The organism is Mycobacterium sp. RTGN4 (genome assembly GCF_033804635.1).
Classification (GTDB): domain Bacteria; phylum Actinomycetota; class Actinomycetes; order Mycobacteriales; family Mycobacteriaceae; genus Mycobacterium.
In genome coordinates, this window is sequence record NZ_JAPZLB010000004.1 from 368,939 (window position 1) to 388,389 (window position 19,451).

21 protein-coding genes are annotated in these 19,451 nt (G+C 67.2%); 8 read left to right on the forward strand and 13 right to left on the reverse strand.

Features of this window, described 5'->3' with window-relative positions; all coding sequences use genetic code 11:
• Positions 1-29: 29 nt before the first annotated feature.
• The gene (locus tag SLQ30_RS11620; protein ID WP_319446415.1) at positions 30-1,571 is read right to left on the reverse strand and encodes a glycerol-3-phosphate dehydrogenase/oxidase; all 1,542 of its coding nucleotides are present in this window, start codon (positions 1,569-1,571) and stop codon (positions 30-32) included.
• Positions 1,568-2,152, reverse strand: coding sequence for a helix-turn-helix domain-containing protein (locus SLQ30_RS11625; RefSeq protein WP_319446416.1), 585 nt, complete (start codon positions 2,150-2,152; stop codon positions 1,568-1,570). The genes SLQ30_RS11620 and SLQ30_RS11625 overlap by 4 nt, the downstream gene beginning before the upstream one ends.
• A 50-nt stretch (positions 2,153-2,202) precedes the next feature.
• Between SLQ30_RS11625 and SLQ30_RS11630 the strand changes: the two genes are divergently transcribed.
• Genes SLQ30_RS11630 through SLQ30_RS11640 form a run of 3 tightly spaced genes read left to right on the forward strand, consistent with a single transcriptional unit; the run spans position 2,203 to position 4,975 of the window.
• Positions 2,203-3,783 carry an FAD-binding oxidoreductase gene (locus SLQ30_RS11630; protein WP_319446514.1) on the forward strand — a complete coding sequence of 527 codons (1,581 nt, stop codon included), beginning with the start codon at positions 2,203-2,205 and terminating at the stop codon, positions 3,781-3,783.
• Positions 3,780-4,676 carry a diacylglycerol kinase gene (locus SLQ30_RS11635; protein ID WP_319446417.1) on the forward strand — a complete coding sequence of 299 codons (897 nt, stop codon included), beginning with the start codon at positions 3,780-3,782 and terminating at the stop codon, positions 4,674-4,676. The genes SLQ30_RS11630 and SLQ30_RS11635 overlap by 4 nt, the downstream gene beginning before the upstream one ends.
• Before the next feature lie 11 nt (positions 4,677-4,687).
• Positions 4,688-4,975, forward strand: coding sequence for a DUF1905 domain-containing protein (locus tag SLQ30_RS11640; RefSeq protein ID WP_319446418.1), 288 nt, complete (start codon positions 4,688-4,690; stop codon positions 4,973-4,975).
• A 2-nt stretch (positions 4,976-4,977) separates the two neighbouring features.
• Here SLQ30_RS11640 and SLQ30_RS11645 read toward each other — a convergent pair whose 3' ends face one another.
• The 4 genes from SLQ30_RS11645 to SLQ30_RS11660 all read right to left on the reverse strand — a co-directional run bounded on the left by SLQ30_RS11645 (position 4,978) and on the right by SLQ30_RS11660 (position 7,953).
• The gene (locus tag SLQ30_RS11645) at positions 4,978-5,490 is read right to left on the reverse strand and encodes a DUF3145 domain-containing protein (RefSeq protein ID WP_319446419.1); all 513 of its coding nucleotides are present in this window, start codon (positions 5,488-5,490) and stop codon (positions 4,978-4,980) included.
• A 116-nt stretch (positions 5,491-5,606) separates the two neighbouring features.
• On the reverse strand, positions 5,607-6,431 hold the full coding sequence (locus SLQ30_RS11650; protein ID WP_319446420.1) for a serine hydrolase domain-containing protein: 825 nt from the start codon (positions 6,429-6,431) through the stop codon (positions 5,607-5,609).
• Between the two features lie 12 nt (positions 6,432-6,443).
• A complete protein-coding gene (locus tag SLQ30_RS11655; protein ID WP_319446421.1) occupies positions 6,444-7,175 on the reverse strand; it encodes a chemotaxis protein CheY in 732 nt (243 codons plus the stop codon).
• 10 nt (positions 7,176-7,185) lie between these two features.
• Positions 7,186-7,953, reverse strand: a complete 768-nt coding sequence (locus tag SLQ30_RS11660) for a class III extradiol ring-cleavage dioxygenase (protein ID WP_319446515.1) — start codon at positions 7,951-7,953, stop codon at positions 7,186-7,188.
• A 40-nt stretch (positions 7,954-7,993) separates the two neighbouring features.
• On the opposite strand from SLQ30_RS11660, the gene SLQ30_RS11665 reads away from it, so the two are divergent.
• Together SLQ30_RS11665 and SLQ30_RS11670 are read left to right on the forward strand one after the other, a co-directional pair.
• On the forward strand, positions 7,994-9,079 hold the full coding sequence (locus tag SLQ30_RS11665) for an S-(hydroxymethyl)mycothiol dehydrogenase (protein WP_319446422.1): 1,086 nt from the start codon (positions 7,994-7,996) through the stop codon (positions 9,077-9,079).
• Positions 9,076-9,699: an MBL fold metallo-hydrolase gene (locus SLQ30_RS11670; RefSeq protein ID WP_319446423.1), complete on the forward strand. Its 624-nt coding sequence runs from the start codon at positions 9,076-9,078 to the stop codon at positions 9,697-9,699. The genes SLQ30_RS11665 and SLQ30_RS11670 overlap by 4 nt, the downstream gene beginning before the upstream one ends.
• On the opposite strand, the gene SLQ30_RS11675 is transcribed toward SLQ30_RS11670, so the two are convergent.
• Positions 9,696-10,424 carry an SHOCT domain-containing protein gene (locus SLQ30_RS11675; protein ID WP_319446424.1) on the reverse strand — a complete coding sequence of 243 codons (729 nt, stop codon included), beginning with the start codon at positions 10,422-10,424 and terminating at the stop codon, positions 9,696-9,698. The genes SLQ30_RS11670 and SLQ30_RS11675 overlap by 4 nt on opposite strands.
• An 80-nt stretch (positions 10,425-10,504) precedes the next feature.
• On the opposite strand from SLQ30_RS11675, the gene SLQ30_RS11680 reads away from it, so the two are divergent.
• Both SLQ30_RS11680 and SLQ30_RS11685 read left to right on the forward strand, forming a co-directional pair.
• Positions 10,505-11,593: an SAM-dependent methyltransferase gene (locus tag SLQ30_RS11680; protein ID WP_319446425.1), complete on the forward strand. Its 1,089-nt coding sequence runs from the start codon at positions 10,505-10,507 to the stop codon at positions 11,591-11,593.
• Between the two features lie 153 nt (positions 11,594-11,746).
• Complete coding sequence (locus tag SLQ30_RS11685; protein ID WP_319446426.1) at positions 11,747-12,367, forward strand: hypothetical protein; 621 nt, start codon at positions 11,747-11,749, stop codon at positions 12,365-12,367.
• Between the two features lie 70 nt (positions 12,368-12,437).
• On the opposite strand, the gene SLQ30_RS11690 is transcribed toward SLQ30_RS11685, so the two are convergent.
• Genes SLQ30_RS11690 through SLQ30_RS11715 form a run of 6 tightly spaced genes read right to left on the reverse strand, consistent with a single transcriptional unit; the run spans position 12,438 to position 18,622 of the window.
• On the reverse strand, positions 12,438-14,213 hold the full coding sequence (locus tag SLQ30_RS11690; protein WP_319446427.1) for an acyl-CoA dehydrogenase family protein: 1,776 nt from the start codon (positions 14,211-14,213) through the stop codon (positions 12,438-12,440).
• A 24-nt stretch (positions 14,214-14,237) separates the two neighbouring features.
• Positions 14,238-16,022, reverse strand: coding sequence for an Hsp70 family protein (locus SLQ30_RS11695; RefSeq protein WP_319446428.1), 1,785 nt, complete (start codon positions 16,020-16,022; stop codon positions 14,238-14,240).
• Position 16,023: 1 nt separating this feature from the next.
• Positions 16,024-17,097 (reverse strand): dihydrodipicolinate reductase, encoded by a 1,074-nt coding sequence (locus tag SLQ30_RS11700; protein WP_319446429.1) that lies wholly within the window; start codon positions 17,095-17,097, stop codon positions 16,024-16,026.
• Positions 17,094-17,864 carry a potassium channel family protein gene (locus SLQ30_RS11705; RefSeq protein WP_319446430.1) on the reverse strand — a complete coding sequence of 257 codons (771 nt, stop codon included), beginning with the start codon at positions 17,862-17,864 and terminating at the stop codon, positions 17,094-17,096. The genes SLQ30_RS11700 and SLQ30_RS11705 overlap by 4 nt, the downstream gene beginning before the upstream one ends.
• A 21-nt stretch (positions 17,865-17,885) precedes the next feature.
• Positions 17,886-18,095: a hypothetical protein gene (locus SLQ30_RS11710; RefSeq protein WP_319446431.1), complete on the reverse strand. Its 210-nt coding sequence runs from the start codon at positions 18,093-18,095 to the stop codon at positions 17,886-17,888.
• The gene (locus SLQ30_RS11715; protein WP_319446432.1) at positions 18,086-18,622 is read right to left on the reverse strand and encodes a hypothetical protein; all 537 of its coding nucleotides are present in this window, start codon (positions 18,620-18,622) and stop codon (positions 18,086-18,088) included. The genes SLQ30_RS11710 and SLQ30_RS11715 overlap by 10 nt, the downstream gene beginning before the upstream one ends.
• Positions 18,623-18,687: 65 nt before the next feature.
• Between SLQ30_RS11715 and SLQ30_RS11720 the strand changes: the two genes are divergently transcribed.
• Complete coding sequence (locus SLQ30_RS11720; RefSeq protein WP_319446433.1) at positions 18,688-19,428, forward strand: SDR family NAD(P)-dependent oxidoreductase; 741 nt, start codon at positions 18,688-18,690, stop codon at positions 19,426-19,428.
• The last annotated feature ends 23 nt before the right edge of the window (positions 19,429-19,451 follow it).

A 19,451-nucleotide genomic window follows, 5' to 3' on the forward strand; every position in this document is an offset into this window, starting at 1 on the left:
TGCGCGGGGTACTTTGCGTGTGCTCGCGGTCAGTTGGCGAGGACTTCCGCGGCGGCGGGCAGAGCCCGCTCGCGGTCGGCCGCGACCAGGCCGATGCGGGTGCGCCGGTCGAGCACGTCGTCCGCGGTCATGGCGCCTTCATGCGTAACGGCATACTCGAATTCGGCTCGGGTGACGTCGATTCCGTCGGCGACGGGTTCCGTCGGACGGTCGCACGTGGCGCGGGCGATGACGTTCGGAGCCTCAGCTCCGTAGCGCGCGACCAGTGAGGACGGTAGGTCGGCGGGCGAACGCAGTGTCGACACGGGATTGGCAGGCGCGCCCACCAGCGGGAGGTTGCGGGTCCGACACGGTGTCGCGGTCAGCCCGCGCAGCGTGACGGCTCGGTCGAGCACGTCCTCGGCCATGTACCGGTATTCGGTCAACTTGCCGCCGATGACGCTGATGACGCCGTTGTCCGACTCCACCAAGGCGTGTTCCCGCGAAACGTCGGCAGTGTCCCCCGCTCCGTTGTCGATGAGCGGTCGCAGCCCGGCATACGACCCGATGACGTCGTCGGGTCCCAGCGCAACGTCAAGTGCGGTGTTCACGGTGTCCAGCAGGAACTTGACTTCCCCCGACGTCGGTTGTGGCACATCGGGAATGGCGCCCGGGGCGTCCTCGTCGGTAAGCCCAAGATAAACGCGCCCGAGCTGCTCCGGCATGGCGAACACGAAGCGGTTGAGCTCACCGGGAATCGGAACCGTCAGTGCGGCAGTGGGATTGCCGAAGGCCGCCGCATCGAACACCAGATGCGTACCACGGCTGGGCCGCAACCGTATCGCGGTGTCGACCTCACCCGCCCACACGCCCGCGGCGTTGATGACCGCACGCGCCTGAACGTCCAGCGACTCGCCGGTCAGTTGGTCGGTCAAACGCACGGAGGTACCGGTGGCGTCGGAGGCGGACACCCGGGTCAGGATGCGGGCGCCGTGCTGAGCGGCCGTGCGCGCCACCGCGGTCACCAATCGCGCGTCGTCGATGAGTTGTCCGTCGTAGGCGAGCAGCGCTCCGTCGAGGCCGGCCCTGCGCACGGTGGGCGCGAGTTCGACCGCGCGTTGCGCATCGACACGCCGCGAGCGCGGAAGGGTGGCCGCAGGGGTACCCGCCAGCCTGCGCAACCCATCGCCTGCGACGAAACCGAATCGAACCAGTGCGCGGGACGCCTGGTTCATCGACGGCAACAGCGGCACCAACTGCGGCATCGCCTTGACAAGGTGAGGGGCATTGCGCGACATCAGGATTCCGCGCTCGATGGCGCTACGGCGGGCGATTCCGACATTGCCGGTAGCGAGGTAGCGCAACCCGCCATGCACCAGTTTGGAGCTCCACCTGCTGGTGCCGAACGCCAGATCGTGCTTCTCGACCAACACCACCGAGAGCCCCCGGGTCGCGGCGTCCAGCGCGATGCCCGTCCCCGTGATGCCACCGCCGATCACGACGACGTCGACGGTGCCGTCGGAAACCGCGGCCAACTCGACGGACCGTCGGGCGGCATTGAGTCTGGTGGACGCTGGCGTGGAACGGGTCATGGTTTCAGGTATCCGTTCAGGGAGTGGGACAGTTCGGTCGCCAACGCGTGGTCGTCGAGAATCGGCTCGACGAGCTTTGCCGACAGAATGGTCGACTGGGTGATCAGCAGGCACATCGCCGCGAACTGGCGGACGTCGCCTGCGCGCACGCTGCCTTCGTCCTGCGCGGCCTTCAATTCCCCGGCCACCGTGTCGAGCAGGATCTGTTGGCTGGTGCCGAGGCGTTCCGAGAGGTAGAGCATCGCCAGGTCTGGGGCCTCGTGCAGCACCAACATGATCACGTGGTCGAGCCGGAGCCGACCCGTGACCGCGACAACGCGTTGGACCACCTGCTCGCGACCAACTCCCCTGCTGGGCACGTCGTCGAGGGCGTCGGTGATCCGCATAGTGAGCAACGCTGCCAGGATCGATCGGGTATCCGGGAAACGCCGGTACACCGTCGGGCGACTGACGCCCGCCCGCCGGGCGATCTCGGCCAGCGTGACGCGATCGACGCCGTATGCGAGCACGCAGCTTGCCGCGGCGTCGAGAATCCGCCCCTCGACCGACGAAGACGATTTCTCGTTACTGATTGACAGCATATGTAATACTGTAACGCATGATGCGACCGGATGACCAACTATTGCCCCCGATGAAGTGGAACGCGTGGGGCGACCCCGCCGCCGCCAAGCCGCTGTCCGATGGCATACGGGCACTGCTCAAGCAGGCGCTCGGCGTCGAGCCGACCCCCGGTGCCGAGCTTCAGCCCACTGAGGTTCGACTGCGCCCCTCGGCGTTGTCGGACGCCGACCGGGCGGCGTTCTCGGACCTTGTGGGTCCCATCCACTGTGTCTCCGACGACGAAGGTCGGCTGCTGCGGGCAGGCGGCAAGTCCACGCCAGATCTGTTGCGCCGCCAGGATACCGGCGTTCAGGATGCGCCCGACGCCGTGCTATTGCCAGGCAGCGAAGACGAGGTGGCTGGCGTCCTTGCATACTGCGCGCAGCAGAGCATCGCGGTGGTGCCCTTCGGAGGTGGCACCAGCGTGGTCGGCGGCCTCGACCCCATCCGCGGCGACTTCAAGGCCGTCGTGTCCCTGGACCTACGGCGGCTGAATGAACTCCACGGCCTCGACGAGGTGTCGGGCGAGGCTGAACTCGGCGCGGGTCTGACCGGACCCGAGGCCGAGAAATTGCTTGCCGCACGGGGCTTCTCACTCGGCCACTTTCCCCAGAGCTTCGAGTTCGCCAGCATCGGGGGCTACGCCGCAACGCGATCGTCGGGCCAGAACTCGGCGGGCTATGGCCGCTTCGACGACATGGTTCGCGGCGTCCGTACCGTCACCCCGGCGGGGTTATTGGACGTCGGCCGCGCTCCAGCGTCGGCGGCGGGCCCTGACCTGCGCCAACTCATTCTCGGATCCGAGGGCGTCTTCGGGGTCATCACGCGCGTGCGTGTGCGCGTTCACCCCGTTCCGGAAGTCACGCGTCTCGAAGCGTGGTCGTTCCCCGACTTCGTGAGCGGTGCGGCTGCGCTGCGCGCGGTGGTCCAGACCGGCACTGGGCCGACCGTCATCCGGCTCTCCGACGAAGCCGAGACCGGCGTCAACCTGGCCACCACCGAGACCATCGGCCAGCAGTCCATCACCGGTGGCTGCCTGGCGATCACGGCGTTCGAGGGCACCGCGGCACATGCCGACAGCAGGCAGGCCGAGACCAGGGCCGTGCTCGAGGCGCACGGCGGCACGTCGCTGGGCGAAGGCCCAGCGACGGCCTGGGAGCACGGCCGATTCGGCGCACCCTACCTACGGGACTCGTTGCTGGCCGCCGGAGCGCTGTGCGAGACGTTGGAGACCGCGACCAACTGGTCCAACCTCGAAGCGCTGAAGGCCGCGGTGACCGAAGCGCTGACGAGTTCACTGGCCGAAACCGGCACTCCGGCACTGGTGTTGTGTCACATTTCCCATGTGTATCCCACCGGCGCGTCGTTGTACTTCACGGTCGTCGCCGGGCAGCGCGGGAATCCAATCGAGCAGTGGCGCAAGGCCAAGACCGCTGCGTCCGACGCGATGGTCCGCAGCGGCGGAACCATCACCCACCACCATGCCGTCGGCGCCGACCACCGGCCGTGGATGCGCGATGAGGTGGGCGACCTCGGGGTCGAGGTGCTGCGGGCGGTGAAGGGTGTGCTGGATCCGACCGGAATCCTCAACCCGGGCAAGCTGATCCCATGACGTCAGGCCGGATCACCGTGCTGACGAATCCGGCGTCGGGACACGGCAGCGCATCGCATGCGGCCGAGCGTGCGGTCACGCAGTTCCATCGCCGCGGCGTCGACGTGGTCGCCATCGCGGGCAGCGACGCCGAGCACGCGCGACGGCTTGTCGAGGGTGCGCTCGAACGCGGTATGGACGCGCTCGTCGTCGTCGGCGGCGACGGCATCGTCGCGCTCGCGTTACAGGTGCTCGCGCAGACCGACATCCCGCTCGGCATCATCCCTGCTGGAACGGGAAATGACCACGCGCGCGAATTCGGCATTCCCACAAAGGATCCCGAGGCCGCGGCGGACGTCATCGTCGACGGTCGGGCCGAGTCCATCGACTTGGGTCGCGTCCGCGGCGCCGACGGTACGGACCGGTGGTTCGGCACCGTGATGGCGGCGGGCTTCGACTCGCTGGTGACTGACCGGACGAACCGCATGCGCTGGCCCCACGGCCGGATGCGCTACAACGTCGCGATGGTCGCGGAGCTCTCCAAACTGCGACTGCTGCCGTTCCGGTTGACGTTCGATGGCGGCGACGAGGTCGTCACCGACCTCACGCTCGCTGCCTTTGGGAACACGAAGAGCTACGGCGGCGGCATGTTGATCTGCCCGGACGCGGACCCCACGGACGGCCTCTTGGACGCAACGATGGTGTCGTCCGCGTCGCGGACCAAGCTCATCCGGCTGTTCCCGACCGTCTTCAAGGGCACGCACACGAAGCTCGACGAGGTGCGCACGGCGAGGGCGAAGGTGATCACGGTCGACTCGCCCGGCATCAATGCGTACGCCGACGGCGAGTTCGTCTGCCCGCTGCCGGTCGAGGTGTCCGCCGTGCCGGGCGCGCTGAAGATCCTTCGCCCGTAGCCTAGGCGGCGATGGACTGGGAATTTCAGGCCGAGGTGTTTCAGTGGCGCGGTCCGGCGCCCTACTTCTTCGTCACCACGCCGGAGGACTGCGACACGTTCCTGCACGACCACCGCGCGGAACTGACCTACGGCTGGGGCGTCATCCCCGCCCGGGTGCGGATCGGTGATACCGAGGTCGAGACGTCGTTGATCCCGCGGGACGGCGCATATCTGGTGCCGCTCAAGGTCGCGTTGCGACGGCCCGAGCAGATCGACGACGGTGACGTGGTGCGCGTGCACCTGTCGGTCGGCGGCTGAGGCTAGCCGACCCCGCGGTTCAGCCAGGTGATCTCGCCCGTGTCGCCGCCACCGCGGTAGGGCTCCAAGGCCTCGTCCCATGCCGTGCCGAGCACCGTATCCAGTTCGGCGGCAAGGGCGTCGGCGCCCGACGACATCATCGAACGCAACCGAAGCTCGCCGACCATCACGTCGCCGTTGGCGCTCATCACGCCGCTCCACAATCCGAGTTGCGGGGTGTGGCACCAGCGGTAGCCGTCGACGCCCTCACTGGGGTCTTCGGTCACCTCGAAGCGCAACACCGACCATGAGCGCAGCGCGCTGGCCAGCTGGGCACCGGTCCCCACCGGCCCATGCCAGTTGGTGACCGCACGCAGCTGTGCCGGCATGGCCGGTTGAGGCGTCCACTTGAGATTGGGCCTCGACGACAGGGTCGACGAAAGCGCCCACTCGACATGTGGACATACCGCCGCGGGCGAGGCGTGGACATAAACCACACCGGTCGTCGCGTCGGCAAACTGGTTCGACGCACGCATCATCTGCTCCTTCGGCTTCCACTAGGGACGTCTTCCCCAACGACCTGGTGAACCCGAAAAGTAACGATGCAGTTGTGTCGTGCGTGTCCATTGTGCCTTGTGGGGCCACTGTTGCGCTAGTGTGCTCCGAATTCTCTCAGTACTCCATCAGAGAGCGCAGGCCACAGCGGGTACGTCCAGTCTCCGAAGTCACGGTCGGTGAGCACCACTAAGGCCAGGTCAACAGTGGGATCGACCCACAGGAACGTGCCCGATTGACCGAAGTGTCCGAACGTCGATCCGGCATTGAGCGAGCCGGTCCAGTGCGGGGATTTCCCGTTCCGGAGCTCGAAGCCCAACCCCCAGTCGTTGGGCCGTTGCACGCCGAACCCCGGCAGCACCCCCGCCAATCCGGGGAACTGAACCGTGGTCGCCTCCGCGTGCAGCTGCGGCGAAACCAGGGTCGGACGGAGCAGCTCGCCCGCGAAGCCGGCCAGGTCGGCCACGCAGGACTGCGCACCGAACCCCGCGGCCTCGTTGCCACCGGCCAGGCTCGACGAAACCATGTCGAGCGGCTCGAAGACGGCCTCGCGCAGATAGGCGCCGAACTCGATATCGGAGGCCTGCTGCACCGTCTCGGCGAGCACCTCGAACCCGTAGTTGGAGTAGATGCGACGTTGCCCCGGCTGCGCCTGCACCGCCGCGGTCTTCATCGAGAACCCCGAAGCGTGTGCGAGCAGATGACGCACCGTGGACCCCGGCGGACCTGCCGCCGTGTCGAGCTCGACGACACCTTCCTCGACCGCCACCTGCACGGCGCGGGCGACGAGCGGTTTGGTCACCGAGGCCAGGGCGAAGCGGCGCCCGGTGTCGCCGAACTCGGCCACGATGCCGGACGGTGCCACCACCGCGGCGGCGGCCGTCGGGACGGGCCAGTCGGCAATGGCATCCAACGCAGTCATGTCACCCGACGCTCATCGACGCGGGCCGATGACCAACTCCTGCGCCACCGCGGTCACCTCGCACCAACGCTGCAAGGATTGCGTCCACCCGGCGACGTGCCCGTCGTCGGCCAATCGAGCGCCCGAATTCAGCACGATGCGGTACGCGTCGCCGGCCCACTCGATCGACACCCGTTCGTCTACCACGGGCATCAGCGCGTCGTCGAGCAGTCGATAGCCTTCGGCCGTCCGTGACGCCAGAAGCGCCGACACGCCCTCCAGCACACGACCGAGCACGGTCAGCGTCACGTCGTCGGTCTCAATTGCTGTGTCGCGCAGTATTTCTGTCGATCGGGTGAACGCCGCGACGTCGGCCGAGGAAAGTGCGGCGACGGCATCCAGGTACGCCACGTAGCCATGGGGACCACCCTTTGGTGCACCGATCAGCAGCACCCGCGCCTTCTCCACCCAGCCGCGGGCGACCGAGTCGTGACCACGGGTGCGCCACTCCAAGCCGAGCTCCGCGGCCTTGCGCGCGGCCGCGATCGGATCGGCCCGCGTCAAACGGTCGTAGACGCGTTCGGCGAGTCTGACCGCTTCGCCTGCGTGGCCGAGCCGCCACGCGGCGGCCGCATACGCATCGAGGTCGTCGAGCGTCATCGAACCCATACCGTCGACGCGTACGAAGGCGGCGTAGCTCGCGCCCCAGTCGCGGCGCAGATGGGCACTGCGCGCTTCGAGGATCTGATCGGTCGTTACGTCCATGTCGACTCCATCACACCAGTTGAATCGACCTCTTGGCCAGCCCCATCCAGAAGCCGTCGACGACCTGTTTCGGCGCCTGCTCGGGGTCCTGCGAGGCGCCGAGCGCAACGAACAACGGCGCGAAGTGCTCGATGGTCGGATGGGCGTACGGCATGCCTGGCGCCTTGGCCCTGAAGTCGATCAGCGCATCGAGATCGCCGTCGGCGAAGCATTCGGCCGCCCATGCGTCGAACTCCCGCGACCAGCCTGGTGCTTGGGCGTCCGGGGTGGGATCGGTCAAGAACGGCAGCCCGTGCGTGGTGAACCCCGACCCGATGATCAGCACACCTTCGTCCCGCAGCGGTCGCAGCCGGGTGCCGAAGTCGAGCAGGCGTCGCGGCTCAAGTGTTGGCATCGAAACCTGTAGCACTGGGATCGTCGCGTCCGGATACATCACGGTCAACGGCACGTACGCGCCGTGGTCCAGCCTGCGCTCGGGGTCATGCGCTATCGCTTCACCGTCGGGCATCAACGCCTCGACCCGAGCGGCGAGTTCCGGTGCGCCCGGCGCGTCGTAGGTGACGTCGTAGTAGTGCTGCGGGAAGCCCCAGAAGTCATATGTCAGTGGGGTTTTCGCCGTCGTCGACCCGATGGTCAGCGGGGCCGCCTCCCAATGGGCGGACACCATCAGAATGGCCTCCGGCCTTGGGAGCTCACCCGCCCACCGGACGAGCTCCGCCACCCACGTCGCATCGTCCACCAGAGGCGGCGCTCCGTGCGAGAGGAAGAGGCTGGGCATCACTGGACAAGCCTCTCACCGTGGCCGCTAGTTTGTACCCATGAGTCAGACAGTGCGCGGCGTCATCTCCAGGAGCAAGAAGCAACCGGTCGAGTTGGTGGACATCGTGATCCCCGACCCGGGGCCGGGTGAGGTGGTCGTCGACATCATCGCGTGCGGCGTCTGCCATACCGACCTCACCTACCGCGAGGGTGGCATCAACGACGAGTACCCGTTCCTGCTCGGCCACGAGGCCGCGGGCACGGTGGAGTCCGTCGGCCCCGGCGTGACGGCGGTAGCGCCCGGGGACTTCGTGGTGCTCAACTGGCGCGCAGTGTGCGGGCAGTGCCGGGCGTGCAAACGCGGCCGCCCCTGGTATTGCTTCGACACGTTCAACGCCGAACAGAAGATGACGCTCACCGACGGCACCGAACTCACCCCCGCGCTTGGCATCGGGGCCTTCGCCGACAAGACGCTCGTGGCCGCCGGCCAGTGCACGAAGGTCGATCCCGAGGCCGACCCAGCGGTGGCCGGCCTGATCGGATGCGGCGTGATGGCGGGTATCGGTGCGGCCATCAACACCGGCAACGTCCAGCGCGACGACACGGTCGCCGTGATCGGATGCGGCGGTGTTGGTGACGCCGCCATCGCGGGCGCCGCGCTGGTGGGTGCGAAGAAGATCATCGCCGTCGACACCGACAACACCAAGCTGAACTGTGCCCGTGACTTCGGCGCCACCCACACCATCAACGCCAAGGAGTTCGACGTCGTCGAGACCATCCAGGATCTCACCGACGGCAACGGTGCGGACATCGTGATCGACGCTGTCGGCAGGCCCGAGACGTGGAAGCAGGCGTTCTACGCCCGCGACCTGGCAGGCACCGTCGTGCTGGTGGGCGTGCCCACGCCCGACATGACCCTCGAGATGCCGCTGGTGGACTTCTTCTCCCGCGGCGGCTCGCTGAAGTCCTCCTGGTACGGCGACTGCCTGCCCGAACGCGACTTCCCCACCCTGATCAGCCTCTACCGTCAGGGCCGACTCCCGTTGGAGCGCTTCGTCTCCGAACGCATCGGGCTGGACGGCATCGAGGACGCGTTCCACAAGATGCACGCCGGTGAGGTTCTGCGCTCGGTCGTGATCCTGTGAGCGCCATTACCCGGGTGGTTACCAGCGGCACCTTCGAACTCGACGGCGGCAGTTGGGATGTCGACAACAACGTCTGGGTCGTCGGCGACGACAGCGACGTCGTGGTGTTCGACGCCGCGCACACCGCGGCGCCGATCATCGAGGCCGTCGCCGGCCGCAACGTCGTCGCGGTCGTGTGCACGCACGGGCACAACGACCACGTCACCGTCGCCCCCGACCTGGGCAGGACGCTCGACGCTCCCGTGCTGCTGCACCCCGCCGACGACATGCTGTGGCGGATGACCCACCCCGACGACGACTTTCGCAGCATCGACGACGGACTGGTGCTCAAGGCCGGCGAGCTGGAACTGCGCGCGCTGCACACTCCGGGGCACTCGCCCGGCTCCGTCTGCTGGTATGCCCCCGAACTCGGTGCGGTCTTCAGCGGCGACACCCTGTTCCAGGGCGGGCCCGGCGCCACCGGACGGTCGTTCTCCGACTTCCCGACCATCCTCGAGTCCATCGCCGGACGCTTGGGCAAGCTGCCAGGCCCGACCGTGGTCTACACCGGCCACGGTGACACCACCACCGTCGGCGACGAAATCGTGCACTACGACGAATGGGTGGCCAGAGGGCATTAACTCCCGTCGAGCAGCCGCTTCTTCTCGGCCTGGAACTCGTCCTCGGTCAGCGCGCCCGAATCACGTAGTCGGGCAAGGGTATTCAACTGTTGGACGCGGATGCCGTCGTCGTTCGGGGTGAACGAGCCGGGCTGGTCGTAACTCGGCGCGGGCGGCGGAGGCGGGTAGCCGGCGGCCCGCTCGCCTTGCCGGACCCTCGACGCCCAGAACCGCGCGAGCAACAGGTCGACGAGCCCGAGGCCGAAGACGGCCGCCAATATCCACGGCACGTTCCCGTAGCTGCTGCCGTGCCCGAAGGCAAGCGTGGGATTGAGGTAGGCGCTGACGTTGCCGTCGAGGTTGACGTCGTAGGTTCCGTCGGCGGGCACGTGGAGATATCCGATACGGATGCGCGAGTCGTTGTTCACCGTCGTCGTAGTGCCGTAGTCCTCCGTCAGCGTCGGCTCGTCGACGCCAACCGGCGCCTTGATGCGGTACTTCAACGGCGGGACGGGCAGTCCGCTGCCGCTGCCACTACCGATGAGCACGGTGTGAAAGGTGACCGTGACGTCGCCTGCCGGAAGGTGCAGACTGCTCGATCCGGGGATCGGAACCTCGCCGTACGCGTCGTATTCGTCGAGTACGAAGGCATTCAGGATCAGCATCACGACGAACCCGATGGCCGAGGCAATCATCGTCACGACCGCAACGATCGTCATGATCCGCGGTCCGGTACTGCGACTCATGGACCGCAGTGTGTCATGTCGATACAACTTTCGGACCAACTGACAGGCGTGAACTGCACATGACGGGCTAACGTTTGGACATGCCCGAATCGAGCATCGTGGTACGGCCGGAGTCCAAGGACAGCGGCTGGTACAGCGCCGCGTCGCGGCTCAAGGCCGCCGGATTGCAGCGGGCGATAACGCTTTTCGAACAGGCCGCGGAAGTGGTGCCCATCCCCCGCTCCCCGCGACCCATCGTCATCGCCGACTACGGCGCCGGGACCGGCTACAACTCCGTGCTGCCCATTTGCGCGGCGATCGCGGTGCTGCGCAAGCGCACCCGGCCCGAACACTCGATTCTGGTGACGCACACCGATGTGCCGGACAACGACTTCACCGCACTGTTCCGCACGCTGACCGACGACCCGGACAGTTATCTGCAAGCCGATCCCGCCTCGTTCGGGACGGCGGTGGGCCGGTCGTACTACACCCAGATCCTGCCGTCCAACAGCGTCAACCTGGCCTGGTCGTCGTGGGCGCTGCAGTGGCTGGGTCGGGTACCGATGCCGGTCGGAGATCACCTGTTCGCGGCCTATAGCCAGGACGAGAAGGTGCGCGCCGCGTATGCCAAGCAGGCCGCCCACGATTGGCACGAGTTCGTGGCATTCCGCGGTCGCGAGCTCAGCCCTGGCGGACGGCTGGTGGTGATGACCCTGGCCACCGACGGGGATGGCGAGCTGGGATTCCGGCCGCTACTCGACGCCATGGCCGAGACGCTCGCAGAACTCTCGGCCGGAGGCACCATCACCGACGTTGAACTGAGCGCGATGTCGGTGCCACTCGTCGGGCGGAACGCCAAGGACTTCACGTCTCCCTTCGCGCCGTCGGGCACGTTCGAGAAGTTGTCGATCATCCATCTGGAGGTCTTCGATGCCGAGGACCGGTTCTGGAAGAAGTACCAGAGCGACCGGAACGCAGCCGCTTTCGGCGCGCAGTGGGCGGCGTTCCTGCGGGCGGCGCTGTTTCCGATCTTGGCCACCGCGCTGGACGACGACCGCTCTGAGCCCGTCGCGCAGTTCTTCGACGCCTTGGAGCGAGGCATCGCCGCGCGACTCACGGCGGCCCCCGCCGAGATTCGAATTCCGTTGGCCCAGGTTGTCATCGAGAAAATTCAGCACACCAGTCACTGACCGTCACCGGCGTGCGCCACTGTGAGGCCGCAACCGAAGCCTCCCAATGAAATTCACTACGTCAAGTATCCATTGCCACCCGACTTCCATGGGGGGACGATGAGACCCGACGGCGGCGCCGTCGGGACGCTGCCCCGTCAGAGGAGGCAGATTGTGTACGCACGAACGACAACCATGGAGGCCACGCCCTCATCGCTAGACGCAGGCATCGCCTACGTCCGCGAGAGCGTGATGCCCCTACTCGAAGGTCTGGACGGCCACATCGGGCTGTCCCTGTTGGCCGACCGGTCATCTGGTCGCTGCATCACCACCAGCGCCTGGGAGTCCGAGGGCGCCATGCGCGCGAGCGCCTCAGCCGTTCAGGAGGTCCGCGACCGCGCCGCGGAGATCTTCGGTGGCGGTACTCCCACCATCGAGGAATGGGAGATCCCGGTCCTTCATCGTGAACACGAGGCGGGTGAGGGCGCCTGTGTCCGGGTGACCTGGGCCAACGTCAACACCGACCTGGTGGACCCGGGCATCGAGGTCTTCAAGGCAGCCCTGCCCGCGATGGCGGAACTCGAAGGGCTCTGCAGCGCAAGCCTTATGGTGAACAGGGCATCCGGTCGCGGGGTGTCGTCGATGGCCTTCGAGAGTGCCGATGCGGTGGAGCGCAACCGCGCCGACATGGAGCGACTCAGAGGCTCGGTGTCCGAGGACGCGGCCGCCCAGATCCTCGAAGAGCACGACTTCGAGTTGATGATCGCCCACCTACGCGTCCCCGAGATGGCCTGACCGCGCCAGCGCATCCGGGAGCGCGCCTGGGTCGTCCAGCGTCATCGCATCAACTCTGGCACCGCCGCGGTCAGGGCGCCATCTCGTATGCGCCGTCGTAGGCCTTGACGCGCTCCCACACCCGGTCGAACCGCGCGGCGTCGGCCACCGGCTTGCGGATCGCGCCGAGTGCCCAGTCCTGCTGCGCCGGTGTCGATGTCGGCTTACCTTGCAGTGCAACGGCATACGTGTTGAAGTCGTTGATCTGGAAGCCGAAGATCTGATCGACGATGTCGTCGTCGAGGCCCGCGAGCGCGGCCTGTTCCAGGATCAACTGGCCGTAGACGATCAGTGAGAACAGGTGCCCGACGTTCAGGAGGAAGTCGAGATCCTTGGCCTGGTCGGCGTCGGGAGCGGCCGTCACCAGGAGTTCCCGGAACGCCTGCGCCTGCTCGTAGAACCGGGCGACATTGGGGATCCGCGAGTGCTGCTCGTATGCCTGCGTCCAATCGGCGAACTGGATCGCGCCCGCGCCGCGGGTGGGCCCCTGGTTCCAGAAGAAGGTGTCGTCGCTCGGGTCGTTGCGGGTCGGGATCTCGGGGTATTCCTTGGGATTGAGCATGAAGTTCGGCATGAATTTCAGCACCAGGCCGACGTTGACGTGCACCGTGCCCTCCAGGCGCGGTAGGCAGCCGATCAGCTGGGCGACTTCGCGGAACATGGTGTTCTTCTCGTAGCCCTTGGCCGCCACCACGTCGTGCAGCGCCCGCATGACCGTCTCGCCCTCCATCGTGACCTTGGCCTTGGTCATCGGGTTGAACAAGAGGTAGCGCCGGTCGTCCAGGCTGGCGCTGCGGAAGTAGTCGATGGCACGTCGGCTAAAGGCCTTCATCGCGATCATCCGCGCGTAGGCGTCGACGAAGTTGGCACGGACGTGGCTGAAGTCGGTGACCGGGTTGCCGTAGAGGATGCGGTTCTGCGCGTGGGTGATCGCCTCGTAGAACGCGTGCTCGGTCATGCCGATCGAGGAGGAGCACAGGTTGAACTTGCCCACGTTGACCGTGTTGAGCGCGGCTGCAAAAGCCTCGATGCCGGTATGCAGGATGTCCTCGGCGCGCACCGGATAGTTCTCCAGCCGGAATGTGCTCACGTAGATCTGCATGTGCACGACGTTGTCGATGAGGTGGTAGTTCTCGTGCCGACTGTCGGCGGCGAAGAACACGTACGCGTCCTGGCCCTCCACGTCACCGCGCCGACCGAACACCGACACCAGGCTGGCGACGTTGCCGTTGCCGATGTAGTACTTCTCCCCCGTGGCGCGATACAGGATGCCGTTGGCCTGGTCCTCCTCGCTGGCCGGGGTCAGCACCATGTCGGTGCTGTAGACGTCGGCGCCGTGCTCGCGCTCCGATAGACCGAACGCCATCACCTCGCCGGCCTCCAGGTCGTCGGCGGCGCGCAACTTGGCGTCCTTGTTCTCGCTCTGCCAGACCGGACCGAGGCCAAGGATGGTGACCTGCTCGGTGTACCAGTACGTCAGCCCGTAGAAACCGAGGATTTCGGCAAGCGCCGCGTTGCGCGCGCCGTCCCAGCGCTTGTCTGGATTGCCGTCGGCGAACTCCGACGGTGTCAGGAACGTGGCGAACAACTTCTCCCGCTTGACGAACTCGACGAAGTCGACGGGCCATTGCGCCTTGAGGTCGTCGTCGAGGATGCGCTTCTTGCCCTGACCCTCGAAGAAGTCGATCGTGGCCCGCAGCAGCCGCCGGGTCTCGGCGTCGAACTCGGTCGGGTCGTAGGTGTGGGGGTCGAACAGCAGGCCATCACGGCGGGCAGGAGCGGAGCGACCGGGGAGTGTTGCCGTCATGGAGCGAGCCTAAGCGGTCGCCGCTCAGCCAGATCCGGGAACCTGGATCGGGATGGGGATCGGGATCGGCCCGGGAATCGTGAACATCGTGGTCGACGGCGGGTTCGACACCGGCGGCGGTTGTGAGGCCGGTGGCGGCTCCGAAGCCGGTGGTGGTGGCGCCTCGGAGCTTGGGGCCGCGGGCGGTGGCTCAGCGGGCGGGGGCGCGGCGGGCGGCTGTGCCGGCGCTTGCTCGGTCACCGTCACCGCCGGTGACGGCACGTCCTCGGTGATGGTCTGGGTCGGGGGCACTTCCTGCGCCGGTGGGGGCAATTCGGTCGGCACCGACGGGGACGTGGACGGAGTCAACGGCGTCGCGGTGACCGACATCGTGTTGCCCGTCGGCTCGGTCGACGAGTCGTTGCGCAGCACCACCACGAGCGCCCAGCCGACGGCGGCCAACACGACGAGCATCGCGGCTCCCACGATCACCGGCGGACGGCGGTACCACGCCTGCGCGGTCTCCGCCTCCTCCTCGTATTCAGCCGGCTCGAACTCCATCGGTGGTCGGGCCGAGCCGCCGTCGTCGGACGACCCCTCGACTCCCGCGTCGGAGAAGTCGTCGTAGGCGTAGTCGTCCGACGGTGCCACCTCGGGCACGTCGTCGGCGTCCGACCAGGCCAACGCACGGAAGGTGCTGGACATGGGCGCCTGCGCCGGATCAGGTGCGAGCGCCGCTGCGGCCGCCGCCGCCGCGGGCACGGGCGCCAGCGACGTGGCGCCCTCTTCGACCGTGCCGCGGACGGCCTTCAACCCGCTGCCGATGGCGGCGGCCAACTCGGGTTGGGCTGCGGTGATGACGGGCACTCGCAGGTGCTCGGACAGCGTGGTCGTGATGATCGCCATCCGGGCCCCGCCCCCGACCGTCGCGACGGCGACAAGTTCCGACGGCCGAATTCCGCTCTGCCGCACGGCATCCTGCAGCGCATCGACGAAACCGGAGAGTGGTTGGCTGATGGCCTCGTCGAGTTCGGCGCGCGTCACCCTGAGCTCGCCGTCCGCACCGGGCAGGTCCGCCTTGAGCGAGGTGACCGCAGCCGTCGAAAGCCGCTCCTTGGCCGACCGGCATTGGGCGCGCAGCCGGGTGAGCGAACCGATGGCCGACGTGCTGGAAAGATCCACCGCACCGGCCGCGGACATCTCGCCGACGATGCGGGTCAGCAGGGCCTGGTCGATGAGATCGCCCGACAGCTCGTCGTAGCGCACCGTGGGTCCCACGGGTTGGAAGCCGCGGCCCGCGTCAGCCAGCGTGATGCTGGTGCCGGTGCCTCCGAAGTCGCACAGCGCGATGACGCCGCGGGTGGGCACCCCGGGGTCGTGCTGGAGCGCAGTCAGCGCCGCGGTGACGTCGGACACCAACAGCGCAGCAGTGGGTGAGCGGAACTCGGGCAGCTCGGCGAGCGCGCCGCGCAGTGCGTCGATGGCCGCAGCGCGCCAGTGGGCGGGATATGCGACGCCCACCGGTTCCCGCGAGGGCCCATTGCCGGCCAGCGCGACGAGCAGCGCCCGCAACGCGTCGGCCAGCACCACCTCGGCCCGGTGCGAAGAACCGTCCGCCGCGATGATGGCCACCGGGTCGCCGACCCGATCCACGAAGTCGGTGATGATCAGCCCACGCTCGGCGAGGTTCGGGTTCTCGCCTGGGACGCCGACCTCTGCAGGTCTGTTCGGATACCTCGTCAGCACCGCCGTCCGCGTCACCGCGGCCCTGCCGACGTGCACCGCCGTCAGCTTGGCCGCACCGACCGAAAGTCCTATCCCATCCGCCACGTCAACGAATTGTGCCCTGTCCAGCAATCAGCGGCAGCTCCAGTGGGGTCACCCAGCCCGGCGGCAGCGCGTTTACCGCGGGCACGGCGTTGAGCGCGCGCATGCCGGTGGCAAGACAACCCGCGGCCGCGGCGTCGCGTCCTGAGCCGTCGGTGAACCGGAAAGCCGTCTCTTGAACGATGCTGGGGCTGCCCTCGACCTCGACCCGGTAGACGTCGTTCTCGTTGCCAGTCGGCCAGTCCGGGGCGGACCCATCGCCGACGCGGTTGACGTGTTCCAGCTGGATGCGAGTCTCGCCTCGGTACACACCGTTGATCGTGAAACGGACGGCAGCGACGTTGCCCGGCGGAATGATGCCCTTCGCCGTCTTGACCTCCACGGGCGTGACCCACTTGTCCCACGTCGTGGTGATCTCGTCGAGTTCGATTCCCGCGGCGTGGGCGATCATCGGAACGGTTGCGCCCCAGGCGAAGACGAGAATGTCGGGATTCTCCAGCAGCGGCTTGTGCTCCGGCGGTTTGCCGATGCCCATCTCGAACTCGTAGTCACCTTCGTAGTTGGTGTAGTCCAGCAACTCCGATGCCCGCACCTTTCGGACTTCGGCGCACAAGCCCATCAGCGTCATCGGGAAGAGGTCGTTGGCGAAACCGGGATCGATGCCCGTGGTGAAGCAGGACGACTGGCCCGCTTCGCACGCCTCGGTGATCGGGTCGATCCAATTCGGCGGATTGAGCTTCATGGCGGGCCACACCCACGGGGTCATCGACGTCGAACACACGTCGATGCCCGCCCGCAGGAACCGGGTGATGAGCTTGATGTTGTCGTCGGCGTGCGCGGCGGTGGGCCCGTAGTGCACCAGCGCGTCGGGCTTCAACGCGATGAGCGCGTCGACGTCGTCGGTGGCGGCCAAGCCGAGCGCACTGTCGAGCCCGCAGAGCTCGCCGACGTCGCGACCGACCTTGTCGGGATTGCTCACGCCGACCCCGACCAACTCGAACGACGGATGCTTGACCACCTCGGCGATCACCATCTTGCCGACGAAGCCGGTGCCCCAGATCACGATGCGCTTGGTCATCTACCACCCTCAGTGTCGAATGCCGGTGTACCGGCTTCACCATAGGTGTGCTCGCCGTCGCGGTTGAGCGACTCGGTGAGTTTCCGTATCTCGTCCCGCAGTTCGTCGATCTGAGCGGCGGTGGCGGTCTGGCTCGCGGTGTCCTCTGCGGCGACCGCCTGCACGATCCACGACGCCAGCGTCGCGGTGACCACACCGAGCAGGCTCACGCCCGCGACCATGAGCGCGACCGCGACGAACCTGCCCGTCACCGTCTGGGGCACGGTGTCGCCGTAGCCCACGGTGGTCACGGTCGTGAACGACCACCAGAGCGCATCACCGAAGTTCTGGAACTGAGGGTTGTGGCCGCGTTCGGCGTCCAGGATGGCCAACGCCGCGCCGTACACGATGATGACCGCGCCGAAGCTGGTGTACACGATGACCCGGCCCCGGATGGTGTGCCCGATCGCGCGCTGCATCGTCTCGATCACCACGGCCAGGCTCAGCAGCCGCAGTGGACGTAGCGCTGGCAGCACGATGATCGCGAAGTCGAAGAGGTGCCGTACGAACCACTTCAGCCGCGGCTCGGCCAGATAGAGCCGCGCCAGATAGTCGATCACGAAGACCGCATAGGTGGCCCACATGGCGGTCTTGATCGCGGCCTCCGCCGCTCCGTGAGGCTGCGCGAGCACGTGCACCGAGAACAACGTCAGGAAGGCCAGCGCGACCGCGGCCATCGGCCACTCAGTGCGGGTCTCGAAACGCTCCAACCGGGTCTGCGACGTCATAAATGGCGGACCCTAATCGCCTCAATACCTGGATTCCCACACGGCATATTCGCCGTCGGGCCCGGTGACCGCTTCCGCGGTCTCCTGGAAGCGTGGGCAGTTCGCGACGCACACGGCCTTGTAGGTGACCAGCTTGTCGTCGTCGGTGATGGCGACGAGCTCACCCCATGGCCGGAATTGGGTTGGACCGCCGCAGTGCTGGCAGAGCATGACCGTGGCGGTTAGAAGCACCGCTTGAGACCGCCGGGCTCACAGTAGAGCGGGTACTGGTCGTTGGGGATCGGCAGCGGTTCCTTGAACGCGAGCGTGAACGGGTAGTTCACGATGTTGGCGGCGACGGCTCCGTTGCACACATCGTTGTAGGACACCGACCGCGTTCCCGTCAGCGTGACGTCGTCGAACGTGTAGGTCTCATTGATCGGCGCGGTGTTGATCCCGTCCGGACATGTCAACCCGTCCTTCTTCCCGGTCGTGAACTGCCACTTGCCGCCGGTCAGGCGGGCGGTGCCGCCGGCCACCTTGGTCGACGGCGTCGGGGCGACGTGCAGGTTGCACGCCACCGGCAGTTCGAGGTTGTCCCTCAGGTCGCCGACCGTCGGAACGCAGCTCGGATAGATCGTCCACGTCGTCGGGCTTACGCCCTCTTGGTTATAGGTGTAAATGCCCTGCATCGTCTGGTCGGCGTGAGCCGGGCTGGCGGCCCCCAGTGCCACCGTCGCGAAAACCGAGGCGACGGCGAAGGCACGCTTGATCGTCATGCCTGTGAGTATCGCAGCCCCACTCCAGCAACGTCACGGGATTCCGTCCGTGAGAAGGTGCAGCCATGACTTCACTGAAGGGCAAGGTGGCGCTGATCACCGGGACATCGGCGGGTCTTGGCGCCGCCACGGCGAAGGTCTTCGCGGAGCGCGGCGCGTCGGTCTTCGGGATCGCCCGCGATGCCGAGCGCATGGAGGCGGTCTTCGCCGACGTACCCGGCGGCAGGTTCTCCTCGGTGGACATCACGACGCCCGCGGCCTGCCGGGCAGCGGTGGCAGCATGCGTGACCGCGTTCGGGAGGCTCGACGTGCTGGTCAATGTCGCGGGATTTCACAAGATGCGCCACACCCAGACGATGTCCGACGACGAATGGGAGCAGGACCTCGCGGTCAACCTGAACGGGCCGTTCTACCTCAGTCGCGCCGCGCTCCCGCACCTGCTCGAGGTCGGCGGCAACATCGTGAACGTGGCGTCGATCGCCGGTGTCGAGGGCGAGGTGTACTCGGCCGGTTACTGCGCGGCCAAGCACGGGCTGGTCGGCCTGACCCGGGCACTCGCCATCGAATTCACGAAGGAAAAGCTGCGGGTCAACGTGGTGTGCCCCGGCGGCATGCCGACGGCGCAGGCGACCGAGTTCGAGGCGCCCGATGGCGCCGACTGGGACCTGATCATGCGCATCGCCTCGCCACGCGGCTTCATGGAGACCGCCGACGTCGCCAAGGTCATCGCGTTCCTGGCGAGCGATGACGCAGCCGCGATCCACGGTGCCGTCTACCGCGTCGACAACGGCAAGGGCGCGGGCTGAACTTCGGCTAGCGGATCGAACAT

Bases quoted from the DNA above. Each gene is read 5' to 3' on its own strand.
- SLQ30_RS11620 (WP_319446415.1), bottom strand. From the start codon at position 1,571: ATGACCCGTTCCACGCCAGCGTCCACCAGACTCAATGCCGCCCGACGG.
- SLQ30_RS11625 (WP_319446416.1), bottom strand. From the start codon at position 2,152: ATGCTGTCAATCAGTAACGAGAAATCGTCTTCGTCGGTCGAGGGGCGG.
- SLQ30_RS11630 (WP_319446514.1), top strand. From the start codon at position 2,203: ATGAAGTGGAACGCGTGGGGCGACCCCGCCGCCGCCAAGCCGCTGTCC.
- SLQ30_RS11635 (WP_319446417.1), top strand. From the start codon at position 3,780: ATGACGTCAGGCCGGATCACCGTGCTGACGAATCCGGCGTCGGGACAC.
- SLQ30_RS11640 (WP_319446418.1), top strand. From the start codon at position 4,688: ATGGACTGGGAATTTCAGGCCGAGGTGTTTCAGTGGCGCGGTCCGGCG.
- SLQ30_RS11645 (WP_319446419.1), bottom strand. From the start codon at position 5,490: ATGCGTGCGTCGAACCAGTTTGCCGACGCGACGACCGGTGTGGTTTAT.
- SLQ30_RS11650 (WP_319446420.1), bottom strand. From the start codon at position 6,431: ATGACTGCGTTGGATGCCATTGCCGACTGGCCCGTCCCGACGGCCGCC.
- SLQ30_RS11655 (WP_319446421.1), bottom strand. From the start codon at position 7,175: ATGGACGTAACGACCGATCAGATCCTCGAAGCGCGCAGTGCCCATCTG.
- SLQ30_RS11660 (WP_319446515.1), bottom strand. From the start codon at position 7,953: ATGCCCAGCCTCTTCCTCTCGCACGGAGCGCCGCCTCTGGTGGACGAT.
- SLQ30_RS11665 (WP_319446422.1), top strand. From the start codon at position 7,994: ATGAGTCAGACAGTGCGCGGCGTCATCTCCAGGAGCAAGAAGCAACCG.
- SLQ30_RS11675 (WP_319446424.1), bottom strand. From the start codon at position 10,424: ATGAGTCGCAGTACCGGACCGCGGATCATGACGATCGTTGCGGTCGTG.
- SLQ30_RS11680 (WP_319446425.1), top strand. From the start codon at position 10,505: ATGCCCGAATCGAGCATCGTGGTACGGCCGGAGTCCAAGGACAGCGGC.
- SLQ30_RS11690 (WP_319446427.1), bottom strand. From the start codon at position 14,213: ATGACGGCAACACTCCCCGGTCGCTCCGCTCCTGCCCGCCGTGATGGC.
- SLQ30_RS11700 (WP_319446429.1), bottom strand. From the start codon at position 17,097: ATGACCAAGCGCATCGTGATCTGGGGCACCGGCTTCGTCGGCAAGATG.
- SLQ30_RS11705 (WP_319446430.1), bottom strand. From the start codon at position 17,864: ATGACGTCGCAGACCCGGTTGGAGCGTTTCGAGACCCGCACTGAGTGG.
- SLQ30_RS11715 (WP_319446432.1), bottom strand. From the start codon at position 18,622: ATGACGATCAAGCGTGCCTTCGCCGTCGCCTCGGTTTTCGCGACGGTG.
- SLQ30_RS11720 (WP_319446433.1), top strand. From the start codon at position 18,688: ATGACTTCACTGAAGGGCAAGGTGGCGCTGATCACCGGGACATCGGCG.